This is a genomic window from Deltaproteobacteria bacterium (genome assembly GCA_016223005.1).
Lineage (GTDB): Bacteria > Desulfobacterota > GWC2-55-46 > UBA9637 > GWC2-42-11 > JACRPW01.
On record JACRPW010000011.1, the window covers coordinates 1 to 14,017 of the forward strand.

Annotated in this window: 16 protein-coding genes; 12 read left to right on the plus strand and 4 right to left on the minus strand. The window is 38.9% G+C overall.

Features of this window, described 5'->3' with window-relative positions:
• The 12 genes from HZC45_01230 to HZC45_01285 all read left to right on the plus strand — a co-directional run.
• Positions 1-203: 3-hydroxyacyl-[acyl-carrier-protein] dehydratase FabZ (locus HZC45_01230; GenBank protein MBI5681788.1), on the plus strand; the 203-nt coding region annotated here is incomplete at its 5' end.
• A gap of 53 nt (positions 204-256) precedes the next feature.
• Positions 257-1,096 carry an acyl-ACP--UDP-N-acetylglucosamine O-acyltransferase gene (lpxA, locus tag HZC45_01235; protein MBI5681789.1) on the plus strand — a complete coding sequence of 280 codons (840 nt, stop codon included), beginning with the start codon at positions 257-259 and terminating at the stop codon, positions 1,094-1,096.
• On the plus strand, positions 1,083-2,042 hold the full coding sequence (locus tag HZC45_01240; GenBank protein MBI5681790.1) for a Gfo/Idh/MocA family oxidoreductase: 960 nt from the start codon (positions 1,083-1,085) through the stop codon (positions 2,040-2,042). The genes lpxA and HZC45_01240 overlap by 14 nt, the downstream gene beginning before the upstream one ends.
• Before the next feature lie 96 nt (positions 2,043-2,138).
• The gene (gene lpxB / locus HZC45_01245) at positions 2,139-3,269 is read left to right on the plus strand and encodes a lipid-A-disaccharide synthase (protein MBI5681791.1); all 1,131 of its coding nucleotides are present in this window, start codon (positions 2,139-2,141) and stop codon (positions 3,267-3,269) included.
• On the plus strand, positions 3,253-5,058 hold the full coding sequence (locus HZC45_01250; GenBank protein MBI5681792.1) for an ATP-binding cassette domain-containing protein: 1,806 nt from the start codon (positions 3,253-3,255) through the stop codon (positions 5,056-5,058). The genes lpxB and HZC45_01250 overlap by 17 nt, the downstream gene beginning before the upstream one ends.
• A gap of 1 nt (position 5,059) precedes the next feature.
• On the plus strand, positions 5,060-5,548 hold the full coding sequence (locus HZC45_01255; protein ID MBI5681793.1) for a DUF374 domain-containing protein: 489 nt from the start codon (positions 5,060-5,062) through the stop codon (positions 5,546-5,548).
• Between the two features lie 287 nt (positions 5,549-5,835).
• On the plus strand, positions 5,836-7,131 hold the full coding sequence (locus HZC45_01260) for a 3-deoxy-D-manno-octulosonic acid transferase (GenBank protein ID MBI5681794.1): 1,296 nt from the start codon (positions 5,836-5,838) through the stop codon (positions 7,129-7,131).
• A 4-nt stretch (positions 7,132-7,135) separates the two neighbouring features.
• Positions 7,136-7,696 carry a tetraacyldisaccharide 4'-kinase gene (gene lpxK / locus HZC45_01265; GenBank protein ID MBI5681795.1) on the plus strand — a complete coding sequence of 187 codons (561 nt, stop codon included), beginning with the start codon at positions 7,136-7,138 and terminating at the stop codon, positions 7,694-7,696.
• Positions 7,608-8,219, plus strand: a complete 612-nt coding sequence (gene lpxK, locus HZC45_01270; GenBank protein ID MBI5681796.1) for a tetraacyldisaccharide 4'-kinase — start codon at positions 7,608-7,610, stop codon at positions 8,217-8,219. Before lpxK (HZC45_01265) ends, lpxK (HZC45_01270) begins: the two co-directional genes overlap by 89 nt.
• Before the next feature lie 9 nt (positions 8,220-8,228).
• The gene (locus HZC45_01275; GenBank protein ID MBI5681797.1) at positions 8,229-9,149 is read left to right on the plus strand and encodes a lysophospholipid acyltransferase family protein; all 921 of its coding nucleotides are present in this window, start codon (positions 8,229-8,231) and stop codon (positions 9,147-9,149) included.
• Between the two features lie 110 nt (positions 9,150-9,259).
• Positions 9,260-9,877, plus strand: a complete 618-nt coding sequence (locus tag HZC45_01280; GenBank protein MBI5681798.1) for a MotA/TolQ/ExbB proton channel family protein — start codon at positions 9,260-9,262, stop codon at positions 9,875-9,877.
• 3 nt (positions 9,878-9,880) lie between these two features.
• Positions 9,881-10,285, plus strand: coding sequence for a biopolymer transporter ExbD (locus tag HZC45_01285; protein MBI5681799.1), 405 nt, complete (start codon positions 9,881-9,883; stop codon positions 10,283-10,285).
• A gap of 10 nt (positions 10,286-10,295) precedes the next feature.
• Here the strand turns inward: HZC45_01285 and HZC45_01290 are convergent, their stop codons facing one another.
• The 4 genes from HZC45_01290 to HZC45_01305 form a co-directional block, all read right to left on the minus strand.
• On the minus strand, positions 10,296-11,051 hold the full coding sequence (locus HZC45_01290; protein MBI5681800.1) for a 16S rRNA (uracil(1498)-N(3))-methyltransferase: 756 nt from the start codon (positions 11,049-11,051) through the stop codon (positions 10,296-10,298).
• Positions 11,038-12,003, minus strand: coding sequence for a 4-hydroxythreonine-4-phosphate dehydrogenase PdxA (gene pdxA, locus HZC45_01295; GenBank protein ID MBI5681801.1), 966 nt, complete (start codon positions 12,001-12,003; stop codon positions 11,038-11,040). The genes HZC45_01290 and pdxA overlap by 14 nt, the downstream gene beginning before the upstream one ends.
• A gap of 71 nt (positions 12,004-12,074) precedes the next feature.
• Positions 12,075-12,953, minus strand: a complete 879-nt coding sequence (locus tag HZC45_01300) for a peptidylprolyl isomerase (GenBank protein ID MBI5681802.1) — start codon at positions 12,951-12,953, stop codon at positions 12,075-12,077.
• An 86-nt stretch (positions 12,954-13,039) separates the two neighbouring features.
• The gene (locus HZC45_01305; GenBank protein ID MBI5681803.1) at positions 13,040-14,017 is read right to left on the minus strand and encodes a peptidyl-prolyl cis-trans isomerase; all 978 of its coding nucleotides are present in this window, start codon (positions 14,015-14,017) and stop codon (positions 13,040-13,042) included.

Genomic DNA, 14,017 nt, shown 5'->3' on the forward strand with positions numbered 1-14,017 from the left:
GTGTTGAAAACAAGGTTGTTTATTTTATGGGCATAGACAAGGCAAGGTTTAGAAAACCTGTAATGCCGGGGGACAGGGTTGAACTTGTGTTGAATGTTATAAAAAACAGGGGTGATATATGGGTTTTCAGGGGTGAGGCTTATGTTGATGGAAAACTTGCAGCAGAGGCAGAGATTATGGCAACAATAATGGAGAGGGGATAAATTATACAAATTCAAAAATCAAATATCAAAAGTCAAAATTAAGGAAGTAAAGAATGAAGGACAAAAAAAGTATAAAGATACATCCAACTGCCATTATACACCCAGATGCAGAGATAGGAGATAATGTTGAAATAGGCGCATACTCAATTGTCGGCGGAAATGTAAAGATTGGCAGCAATGTCAGGATATGTCCCCATGTTGTTATTGAAGGGTGGACAGATATTGGGACTAACTGTAAAATCTTTCAATTTACCTCCATAGGTGCACCGCCACAGGACCTGAAATTCGGCGGCGAAAGGTCAGAGGTCATAATAGGTGAGAATAATACTATCAGGGAATTTGTTACAATAAACAGGGCAACTTTGCACGGCGGCGGAAAGACAGTTATAGGCAATAATAATCTTCTCATGGCATATGTCCATGTAGCACATGATTGCAAAATCGGAAACAGTAACATCCTTGCTAACGCAGCAACCCTTGCCGGACATATTGAGGTCTTTGACCATGCTATTATAGGCGGGCTTGTTGCAATACATCAATTTGTGAGGATAGGCTGTTATTCAATTATTGGCGGTGCATCAGCAGTAACACATGACATACCTCCGTATGTCATGGCAGTTGGCAATCGCGCAAAACTTTATGGGCTAAATAAGATAGGACTTAGACGGCATGGTTTTCCCCGTGAAGAGATAACAAATCTTAAAAAGGCATATGACATAATCTTTAGAAACGGATTGGGACTTAAAGATGCCCTGGAAAAGGTTGGTAAAGATATCAAGAATTCTGTGCATATAAAAAACCTGATAGAATTTATTAAAAATTCAAAGAGGGGTATAACAAGGGCAAAACCTACTAGCAGAGAAGAAGGGGCAGATGAAATTGAAGAAGATTAAGGTTGGTGTTGTTGGCGTTGGTTATCTGGGCAGGTTCCATGCAGAGAAGTATTCAAACATTCCAGAGGCTGAACTGGTTGGTGTTGTTGATATTGATAAGGGGGCAGCGGACGAAACAGCATCAAGGTTTAATACAAAGGCATACTATGATTACAGAGACCTCATTGGCAGGGTAGACGCGGTAAGTATTGTTGTTCCTACACATCTGCACCATGCTATCGCAAAGGCATTTATCAATAACAAGATAGACTGCCTTATAGAAAAACCTATTACAGCCACAATTGAAGAGGCAGATGACCTTATAGAGTTATCAGATAAAAATGGGGTTCTGCTGCAGGTGGGACACCTTGAGAGATTTAATCCTGCGATACTTGCACTGGGCAGCAATGTTGACGACCCCATGTTTATTGAGTCTGACCGTCTTGCACCATTTAATATAAGAGGGACTGAGGTGTGCGTTGTGCTGGACTTAATGATACACGATATTGATATTATATTAAATTTCGTAAATGCCGATGTTAAAAAGATAGATGCAGTTGGAGTGCCTGTTATATCAAGAGAGGTTGATATTGCAAATGCAAGGATTGAGTTTGTAAACGGCTGTGTTGCAAATGTTACTGCCAGCAGGATTTCAAGGGAAAAACTTCGCAAGATGCGTATATTTCAGCACGATTCATACATATCTATTGATTATATTCAGCCAAAGATAACTGTCTTGAAAAAGAATATGAAAGAAGGTTCAATCATTCCTGAAATATTTGAAGACAATATAACAATGGAAAAGGGGGATGCCCTTATGTCTGAGATAAAGGCATTTGTGAATTCAGTTGCATCAAGAAAATCGCCGATTGTTACAGGCAGAGACGGCAAAAGGGCATTAGAAGTAGCAATTAAGATAAAGGAATGTTTGAATAAAACAGGCAAAAAGACAGGCTATGGGCTATAGGCAATAAAAGCAGGCAATAGGCAATAGGCTATGGGCTATGGGTTTTTATCCTATTGCCTCTAGCCCATAACCCATAGCCTGTATCTATAACCTATTATGAAAAAACTTCTAATAGTTGCAGGTGAGGCATCAGGCGACCTGCACGGTGCAAATCTTATAAAATCCATCCTTGAGATAGACCCAAAAGTCAGACTTTACGGCATAGGCGGGAGCCGAATGCAGTCCCTTGGTTTCAATGCTGTTTTTGACACAAGAGAACTTGCTGTTGTTGGTATAGTTGAAGTATTAAGCAAACTTCATACAATCAAAAAGGCTTTTAACAAATTAAAGGCGCTCCTTGAAGATGACAGTCCTGACATTGTGATATTGATAGATTATCCTGAATTTAATCTGCGTTTTGCAAAGGAGGTCAAGAAGAAAGGCATTCCTGTAATATACTATATAAGCCCTCAGGTCTGGGCATGGAGAAAAGGAAGGGTAAAAAAGATTGCAAGACTTGTTGACAAGATGCTGGTCATCTTTCCATTTGAAGTAGATATTTATAAGGATGCAGGCATGGATGTTGAGTATGTGGGGCATCCGCTTGTGGATGAGGTAAGGTGTAAGTTTTCAAGAAATGAAGCGAGGAAACATCTTGATATTCAAGAAAACAAAACTATTATAGCCGTTGCCCCGGGAAGCAGGATGAGTGAAATCAGAAATCTATCTCAGGCAATAATGGGTGCAGTAAGGATGATAAAAAGAGAGATTCCTGATGCAGAGTTTATACTTCCACTTGCCAATACCCTTGACCGTAGGGTTGTTGAATCCTTCTTTCATGCAGCGGATATCCATATTAAAATATTTGAAAACAGTATGCATGAGGTAGTGCTTGCAGCAGATGCAGCAATTGTTGCATCAGGCACTGCAACCCTTGAAACAGCCATTCTGGAGACACCCATGGTTGTTATTTATAAGGTCTCTCCGCTTACCTATTGGTTCGGAAGGATACTTATAAATCTTGATTGCGTCAGTCTGGTAAATATAGTTGCAAACAAGAAGGTTGTGCCTGAACTGATACAATGGAATGCAAACCCTGATAATATTGCACATGAAATATTAAAGATATTGAAGGATAAAGAGATTTATAATAATATACTTGCAGGTCTTCAGACAGTGAAGGAAAGACTTGGCAGAGGCGGGGCATCAAAAAGGGCGGCAGAAATCATTTATGAAACTCTATTTTAAAATTCTAAAATTTGTTGTGCCGCACTGGTTTTATCTTGTATGTGCAGTATTATGTATGGCAGTCCTTGCATTTTCAACAGGCGCAATGGCATATCTCATTGGTCCTGCGATGAAATTCCTCTTCACAAATGAGAGTAATGATATTCTAAAATTTGTGCCATCGGGATTTATAAATTTTGACAAGGCAAGGAAGATATATGTAATCCCTTTACTTATTATAGCACTTGCGATTGTAAAGGGTTTTTCATTTTTCGGTCAGGCATATCTGATGGGTTATATCGGACAACGTGTTGTTCTGGATATAAGGGAAAAACTCTACAGGCAAATATTATTACTTCCTGTTCCATTTTTTACAAAAACCCATACAGGCACACTCATATCAAGGGTTACAAATGATGTAAATCAAATACAAAGTACAGCCGCAGAATCCTTTGCTGCACTGATACGTTCAACCTTGTCTATAATAGCCCTTACATCAGTTATCATAATACAGGATTTAAAACTTGCTATGGTGGCGCTGATTGCATTCCCATTTGCTATCTATCCCTTAATAAGATTCAGTAAAAAGATACGTAAGGTGAGCGCGCAAGGGAATGTTACTATGGGGACAATTACATCTCTGCTTCAGGAGGCAATATCAGGAATAAGGATAGTAAAGGCATTCTGTATGGAATTATATGAGGAACTCAAGTTTAAGAAAGAAAGTGAAAGATTAAATAAACTGCAGATGAAGGGGATTCTGGTAAGATCAATATCTCCTCCTGTAATGGAGATGTTTGGTGTAATCAGTTTTGCCTTAACAATCCTATATGCCTCTTCCCGCATAGAAAATGGAGATTTAAGACCCGAAGGGTTCATATCATTTTTTGCTGCTGTACTTATGCTCTTTCAACCTATAAAGGCACTTAGCGGCGTAAACTTAAACATACAAAAGGGGCTTGCTGCTGCCTCAAGGGTGTTTGAAATATTTGATATTAAGGAAGAGGTAATAGACAAATCTGATGCCATGGTATTGAAAGATACAATAAAGGAAGTTGAGTTCAGGGATGTATCCTTCAGATATGGTGAAAACTGGGTTCTTAGGGGAATCAGCACGAGGGTCAAAAGCGGTGAGGTTATAGCGATTGTAGGCACAAGCGGAGGCGGCAAGACAACCCTTGTAAATCTGATACCAAGGTTTTATGATGTGCTGGATGGTTCAATTATGATAGATGGGGTTGATATAAGGGATATTAAACTCAAGTCACTGCGGGAACATATAGCCATCGTTTCCCAGCAGGTAATCCTGTTTAATGATACAGTAAAGAGAAATATTGCATACGGAGATTTTGCTAAAGCAGATGAAGAGATAATCGCATCTGCAAAGGCTGCCAATGCCCATAATTTTATAGAAAAACTCCAGCATGGTTATGACACCTTCATTGGAGAGGGCGGTATAAGGCTTTCTGGTGGAGAAAGGCAGAGGCTTTCCATTGCAAGGGCAATACTAAAGAATGCACCTATCCTGATACTTGATGAGGCAACATCATCCCTTGATACCGAGTCAGAGATAGAGGTTCAAAAAGGGCTTAATAACCTTATGTATGGCAGAACAACACTTGTGATAGCACACAGACTCTCTACAATAAGGAATGCTGACAGGATAATAGTTCTGGCAGGTGGCACAATAAAGGAGCATGGCAGACACGACGAACTGCTGAAATTAAACGGTGAATACTCCCGTATCTATAATATGCAGTTTCATGACACAAGGGAGAATCTCTTAAAAGATGAAAGGGCATGGGTATAATATGAGAGGGTTATCAGATAAAATTGTAGTGTCTGTTCTGCCATATCTTGTATATCTCATTATAAGATTTCTGGAAAAGACCCTGAGGATATCTTATGTAAATTTTGAAGGGATATGGAAACACTGGGAAGAGGGTAGAAAGTGCATAATTACATTCTGGCACGGCAGGCTGCTGCTGATGCTGATATTTCTATGCAGATACTCTTCAGGAACAACAGCACTTGTAAGTCAACATAGAGACGGTGAACTCATAAGCAGGGTTATAAAGAGATTTAATATAAGTTCAGTAAGAGGTTCATCTACAAGGGGCTGGCTCTCAGGTGTAAAGGGGCTTTTGAGAGAGGCAAAGAAAGGTAGAGACCTTGCGATTACACCTGACGGACCAAAAGGCCCCAGATATATTGCCCAGCATGGCATCATAAATATTGCAAAAAACACAGGACTGCCCATATTCCCCATGACATTTTCTGCTTCAAAAAAAAAACCTTAAAGAGTTGGGATGCCTTTATAATCCCGTATCCATTTTCAAAAGGTGTCTTTATCTGCGGTGAGCCGATTACTGTAGATGCTGGTTCAACCCCTGAAGAGATAGAAGAAAAAAGATTGCATCTAGAAAAGATACTTAAAGAATTAACTGAAAGGGCAGACAGTTACTTTCAGTAAGCGGTGAGTAGGCGAGAAAGGCAGGAAAGGCGAGAAAGGGTTTTAGCATTTCTTGCATTACCTCATTTCTCGCATATTACCGCTTACTGCTTACTGTTCACTGTTTACTGACATATGTATCTCCTCTACAACATCCTCCTTCATATATCCTTTATCCTTCTCCTCCCGTATTTTCTATTCAAGATAATCTTTATTGGTAAATACAGAGAAGGCATCTCTGAAAGATTTGGTTTTATACCAATAGGAAAAGTGTCTTCTGATAAAAAAAGGCTCTGGTTCCATGCAGTATCTGTAGGTGAAACCAAGGCAGTCATGCCGCTTATAAAAAGGCTCAAGGCAGTAATGCCTGATATAGACATAATATTTTCAACAACCACCTCTACAGGTAATGAAATAGCAAGGTCATATCAATTTATTGATTCTGTTATCTATTTCCCGCTGGACTTTTCGTGGGCAGTCAAACGGGTGATAGATAAAATAAAACCCATTGCATTTATAGTAGTAGAAAAAGAGGTATGGCCCAATATATTGAATATACTGGGCAGAAGGAATATCCCTGTAATAGTCGTGAACGGCAAGGTTTCCAACCGCTCGTTCAAAAGATATAATCTTTTTAGATTCTTCTTTAAAAGGGTCTTTAAAAATATATCCTTTTTCTGTGCCCAGAGAATCAAAGATTATGAAAGGATAACTGCCCTTGGGATTGAACCTGAAAGGGTATCCATCACAGGCAATGTAAAGTTTGATATGGAAACCTCTGAACTTACTGATGATGGGAAAAAGTCTATTATGCAGGCACTTGGCATAAAAACCTCTGATACGGTCTTTATTGCAGGAAGCACACATAGAGGGGAAGAAGAGATAATTTTGGATGCCTTTGATAAATTAAAAAGAGAGATGCAAAATTTAAAACTCATAATAGCACCAAGGCATCCTGAAAGGTTTAAAGAGGTTGAAGATTTAATAAGGGCAAAAGGCTTTTCTATATTAAAAAGGTCTGAAACTCTCCGCTCTCCGCTCTCCGCTCTCCGCTCTTTTGATGTCATCCTCCTTGATACAATGGGAGAACTTGGCATGATATATGCCCTTGCATCAGCAGCCTTTGTAGGAGGCAGTTTCTTAAGCGATGTAGGTGGACACAACCTCCTTGAACCTGCACTCTATAAAAAACCCGTATTGTTTGGACCTTACATATATACATTTTCAGAAGGTGCAGATATACTCACAAAAGGCGGCGGAGGTATAATGGCAAAAGACAGAAAAGGACTGGAAGAAAGATTGAAGCAGCTGTTTCTGCACCCTGACATAGCACAGGAGATTGGGAAAGCAGGTTATGTGATACTTCAGGCAAACAGAGGTGCCACAGAAAAAAGCCTTGCAGTGATAACAAAGATGTTGGACAGCAGATGATATTATGCACTTAATCAAATACATAGACGGCACATATAATTCCTTTCTCGCAAAGATATTTCTCTTCCCCTTATATATTATTTCTCTTATTTATGGTCTTATTATAAGGATTAGATTTTTTTTCTACACTACAGGCACTTTTAAAACAAGGCAACTCCCTTACCCTGTCATATCTGTTGGAAATATTACTGTAGGCGGAAGCGGCAAGACACCGATGACAATATATCTTGCAAGAAGATTGACCGAAAAAGGCAAAAAGGTAACAGTAATAAGCCGTGGTTATAAAGGTAAAAATAAAGGTGTGGGCATTGTCTCTGATGGTCAAAATATCTTCATGAATCCAGAAGAGGCAGGTGACGAGCCTTTTCTGATTGCAAGTAAGGTAAAAGACTGTCCTGTAATAATCGGCAAAGACAGGTATAAGGCAGGGCTTCTGGCAGTTAAAAGATTCAAACCTGATTTAATAATCCTTGACGATGGTTTTCAGCAGTTCTCCCCTGTTTATCCTCGACGATGGGTTTCAGCACTGGAAACTGTACAGGGACCGGGACATTGTGCTTATTGATTCAATCAGGGGATTCGGCAACGGACACCTCCTCCCGAGAGGTATATTGAGAGAACCTGCAAGCAGTTTGAAGAGGGCAACACATATCCTTATCAGCGGTGATGATGGAAAAGAGATAGTTGATAAGATTGCCTTATCCAATATAAACAGCATTAGGTCATTCAGGTATGTTCCAACAGGCATTGTCAACCTTACGAATAATACAAAGTTTCCTATTGACTGTCTGAAAAATAAAAAAGTGCTTGCATTTTCAGGGATAGCAAACCCTGTCTCTTTTTTTATAACCCTTAAAAATACAGGTGCTATAATAAAAAATACCTTTGTTTTTAAAGACCATCATAGATATACGATAAAAAATTTAGACAATATTAAAAGAGATTCCTGCGGCACTGCTTATATAATCACTACAGAAAAGGACAGCGTAAAGATAAAAGATATTCTTCCATCTGATATGGATGTTTATGCCATGACAATAGATATTGTTATTGATAATGAACAGGAATTTTTAACGCAGATATGTTAAAAACAGTTTATGTATTTCTTTATCTTGAAAACTCTGGGTTTTATTGTTGGTCTTCTGCCTCTTTCATTTGGAAGATTACTTGGGAGGCTGGTATTTTATATTGATAAAAGCCGTAGAGAGATTGCCGTAAAAAATCTTGAAACAGCATTCGGTAAAGAAAAGGATTCTATAGAAGTATATAATATTGCACAAAGGGTCTTTGAAAATCTTGGAATGAACCTGATAGAGTTTTGCAGGATACCCCGACTAAGACCAGAAGATATTCATAAAAATATAAAAGTTACAGGTTTTGATAATTTCCTAAACGTTTATAAAAAAAAGAAAGGGGTATTATTTCTAACCGCCCATTTTGGCAGTTGGGAACTATTAGCAGTTGCCCATGCCTTGAGAGGCTATCCATTGAATGTGGTTGTAGGGGAACCTGACAGCCCAATATTTTCCAGATTTGTAAAATATGTTAGGACAATATGCGGCAACAAAATGATAGATAAAAATTCACAAATGCGAGGACTCTTAAATGCCCTTAAACATGGTGAATGTGTCGGTGTCCTCCTTGACCAGAATGTTACATGGAGCGAAGCCGTATTTGTTGGATTCTTCGGAAAACTCGCTGCAACAAATAAGGGGCTTGCACTTCTTGCCATGAGAAGTGATGCACCTGTCCTACCTGCATTTATAATCAGAAAGGATAATGGAAAACATGAGATGTTTTTTGGTGAAGAAATCCCTCTCCATATTACTGGAGATAAAAAAACTGATGTTCTGACAAATACCGCAAGGTTTACAAAGGTAATAGAGAATATGATAAGGAAATATCCTGACCAGTGGTTCTGGGTGCATCAGAGATGGAAATCAAGACCTGAAAATGACCCGAATAAGGGTAAAAGAAGCGAGGCAATATTTATGGGAGAAGAGAATGGGCAAACTTGACATATTAGACTCTTTAAAACTAACTGCCAAAGATATATTTTTATGATACAGTCCTTATGCAGATGCTGCGGCTAAAAGGATTGCAAAGAAGAACTCATAAAGGAGATGATATGTATTCTTTTAACATCACAGAATTTTTTATAAAGGGCGGGATATTTATGTATCCCATAGCGGTATGTTCTGTCATATCGCTGGCAATTTTTATGGAAAGGCTTTGGAATATAAGAAGGAAAAAGATTATACCTGATGGTCTTTTAGATAGGATAGATAATTTTCTAAATGATGGCAAGACAGGTGAGGCAATGGGTTTTTGTGAAAACCAAAATTCACCGCTGGCACGGATATTTCATGCAGGGGTAAAAAACAGAAGTAAAAACAGGGAGACATTAAAGGCGATGATGGAAGAGACCGGAAGAAAAGAGACTGTCAGATTGTTTAAGAATGTTGAGGCATTATCCACCATTGCAAGCATATCCACGCTTCTGGGTCTCCTTGGGACCATATCAGGCATGATAAAGATATTCAGTGTAATATCCCAGCAAACAGTTGTAAACCCCACAACCCTTGCAGGCGGTATATCCGAGGCACTTAATACAACAGCATACGGTCTGACTGTGGCAATCCCTACTATAATCTTTTACAAATATCTCTACAGCAAGGTAAACAGCCTTGTCCTTTCTATGGAAGAATACTCTCTCCATATACTTGAGATTCTGAAAAAGGATTAAACCATGCATTTTAAAAGACCTGAAAGAAAAGAAATAAGCCTTGACATGACCCCGATTATTGATGTGGTCTTTAACCTTCTCATATTCTTTGCCCTTTCATTTAACTTTGGCATAACACTGGGGATACAGGTAAAACTCCCGCCTGCAAAGGCAGATGTCCTGAAGCATGAGAAAAAGGAGGTTATTGTTGTTGTGACAAGGGACGGCAGTATATTCATGGAACAGAAAAGGATGGAATTGGAGACACTCTTGTCTAAATTTAAAAACCTAATGCGTGATAATCAGGATATTTCATTAGTGATTCAGGGAGATGAATCTGCTTTATACGGCAGGGTTGTGAGGATTATAGACATGGCAAAGAGGGCAGGGATAACAAAGATTGCAGTTGCAACAAGACCTGAAGAATAAAGGTTTAAGGTCATCTTAAGCCCAGTTCGTATTTGATTATGCTCAATATGGCAATAGCGGCTGTCTCAGTTCTTAAGATATTACTAAATAATCTGACAGGCAGGAATCCATGCCTTTCTGCTAAGAGAATCTCCTCTTCTGAAAGACCGCCCTCTGGTCCAACGACAACTATTATACCCGGATAGTTCGAACCTTTAATGGTGTTAAGAATCTCCTTTAGCAGCAAGTCATTGGCATATTCCCATAGGATAATCTTTAAATATTTGTCCCAGCCAGAAAGCATTTCATCGTAAGATTTTACAGGTTCAATCTTCGGAACTATACTCCTTTCGCACTGTTTTGCTGCCTCAATGGATATCTTCTGCCACCTTTCAATCTTTTTGCCCTCCTTATCATCCTTGAGTCTTGGAACTGTCCTTGCTGTAGTAAAAGGTATTATTGATGCCGCACCAAGTTCTGTTGCCTTCTGGATTATCATATCCATCTTTTCGCCTTTTGCAATCCCCTGTGCAAGAACTGTTTTGAATCCTTTTTCACCTGCTGGAACTAACCTTTGTTTTATGGATGCAAGTGCCTCTCTTTTACCGATTGTTTTTAATTCTGCAAGAAAGTCATTGCCTTTGCCGTCAAAGACACTTATCTCTTCACCCACATTCAGGCGAAGGACATTCTTGAGGTGGTGAAACTGCTCACCTGTAATAATGATATTCTGTTTGTCAGGATTTATATCTTCTATGAAAAACCGGGGAGATCTATGGGGATGCATAATTTTTTGCCTTTACCATTTTAACTGCTGTTTCTATTGCACATATCATGCTGTCGGGTTTTGCAATCCCTTTCCATGCAATATCATATCCTGTTCCATGGTCAACAGATGTCCTTATAATAGGCAGTCCCAGAGTTATATTCACACCATCTTCAAAATGCAGAAGTTTTAATGGTATGAGTCCCTGGTCATGATACATGCATACAACTGCGTCAAATTCATCTTTTTGAACTGCACGAAAAAAGATTGTGTCAGGGGGAAGGGGAGGGGAGACATCTATACCTAATGCGGATGCCTTTTTTACAGCAGGCATGATTATACTCTTTTCTTCTATGCCAAAGAGCCCTCCTTCACCTGCATGCGGGTTTAATGCACAAACACCTATCCGCGGTCTTTTAATCCCGAAATATTGTTTTAAGGATTCATTTGTGATGCAGATTGTCTTTAAAATGTCTTTTGTTTTTAATAAATTTGGAACATCTCTGATTGCCTCATGTATCGTAACAAGGGATACCTTTAGTCTTTTACCTGCAAGCATCATTACATAATCTTTTGTATTGGTAAGATGGGCAAGATACTCTGTATGTCCATGAAAAGTGTAGCCTGCCCTGTTTATTGCCTCTTTACTTATTGGTGCTGTTACTACAGCATCTATACCGCCGTCCAAAACCATCTTGACAGATTGTTCAATATAGTTCATTACTGCCTTCCCGCAGGCATTGTCAGGACTGCCGGGTTTTAGTTTTCTGGGATTTAGCGAGGAGAGGTTTATTATATTGGGTTTTGAGTTTTGGATTTTGAGTTTTAAGTTAATGTATTTCAGGACTGCCTCATCACCAAATATCACAGGCTTGCAGATTTTTTTAATCTTCTGATTTGAGACTGCCTTTAAGACTATCTCTGGTCCGACCCCTGCAGGGTCACCCATTGTAATACCGATGATTGGTTTCATAGAAAGACAGGTTTTAGGTTCTAGGTTTCAGGTTTCAGGTTTTTTTGACACCTGACACCTGACACCTGTTTTTACAGCCTTACCTCTATATGGGCAGTGCTTTTTTGTTCCTCAAGCCATAGTTTATATCTCTCATCAACTATATTACGGTAAAGTATATTTTTTATATCTTCTTTGACTGCCTCCAGAGGTCTTACCTCCTTTTCCTTCTTTTCCAGAAGTTTGATTATGTGCAAACCTATCTTTGAACGAATTACACTGCTTGTCTCACCTGCATTTAAACCAAGTACTGCCTTTTCTATAGAAGGGTCTATCTCGCCTGCCTTGAGAAAACCGATATCTCCCCCATTTTCAGGACTTGGTCCCTGTGAATACTTAAGGGTAAGTGTTACAAAATCCTCTCCATTCCATATCTTCAGGAGTATCTCCTTTGCTATCTGCTCTATATACTGCCTTTGTGCGATGGTTGCATTTGGCGGCATTGCCAGAAAGATATGATAGAACCTAAATCTAATAGGTTCGTAAAACCTTTCTCTGTTTTGTATGTAGTATGCCTCAATATCCTCATCTGATATGGTTATCTTTGAACGGAATTCCTTGCCCATAAACTTCATCTGTCTTATCTGGTCTTTTAATTGATTTCTGTATTCCTTATATGTCAGTCCGTTTGCTGCAAGTGCGGTTAAAAGTGTATCGTGGGTCAGATTATTTTCTTTTTTTACATCATCTATGGCATTATCAATCTCCCTTTCGCTTACTGAAATGCCTGTCTTATTTGATGCCTGTTCAACAAGTTTTCTCTCTATTAACTGGTCAAGTGCCTTGCTTCTTACTTCCGTTACCATCTTCTTCTTTTTAGGACTAGAGATATTTTTAAGTTCGTCCATGCTTATAGACGAAGCAGCATTTAACTCTGACAAGGTTATTATGCTGTCATTGACTATAGCCACAACCTTATCCACTACATCGGCGTTGGCTTGGCTGCATAGGAAAAAAACAGAATATAGGATATAGATGCTTAATTTGAAATTTATTCTCACAGTAGTTCCTCCCTTATATCTATCGTTGCATTATTTTTTAACTCTTTTATCCATTTCTGAAAAGATTCATTAGCCTTTGTCTTTCTTAGTTTTTCAGCAATATCGTTTTTAACTTCATGCAGTAACAAATTTTTAGCCTTTGTCCTTTCATCCACACGGAATATATTGTATCCATAAGGTGTTTTGGTGATGCTGCTTACCTTTTTTATTGGCATTGAAAACAGGACATCCTCAAATTCTTTAGGGAGTTTACCACGGCTGTAATATATGGACTGTCCTGCATTTGGCATGTTTCTGTCTATTGACACCTCTTTTGCCACCCTTGTAAAGTCTTCACCTTTCTTTAATCTTTTCAAGACATTATTTGCCTCTTCTTCTGTGGCTAATACGATTATCCGTGCCTTAACCCTTTCAGGTATTGTAATCTCATCTTTATGCTCCATGTAGTATGCTGTTATCTCATTATCTTCCACCGTAACCCTTGAAATAACAGCGGCATCAATCATCTTTCTTGTTAAGAGTTTCCTCCTTATCTCCTCTTTCCATTTTTCCATACTCCCGTATCTGCTTACTATTGTATCTGTAAAGGCATTGCCCTGATAATCTTTTTTTATGCCTTCTATTTCGCCTGTTACCTCTCTTTCTGATACCTTTATGCCCTTTTTCTTCGCCTCATCAATGATAAGTTCTTCCTCAATCAGTTGGGAGAGGATGTTCTTTTTTAATTCTTTCTGTTCTTCTTTGGACAGGGATGCCATATCAGAATCAGGTATCAATCTTTTCAGAATTCCCTGAAACTCCTGAAGGGTTATCTCGGTATCATTTATCTCTGCAACTACCTTTTTAAACACAATATCTTTAGGCTCATATTTCTGGCAGTTTGTTAATGCTAACAAAAGACAGATAAATGATACCACACGGTACAGATATTGCTTGTAAAGTGATTTTTGTGTCATCTTCTCTATTTTAACCAA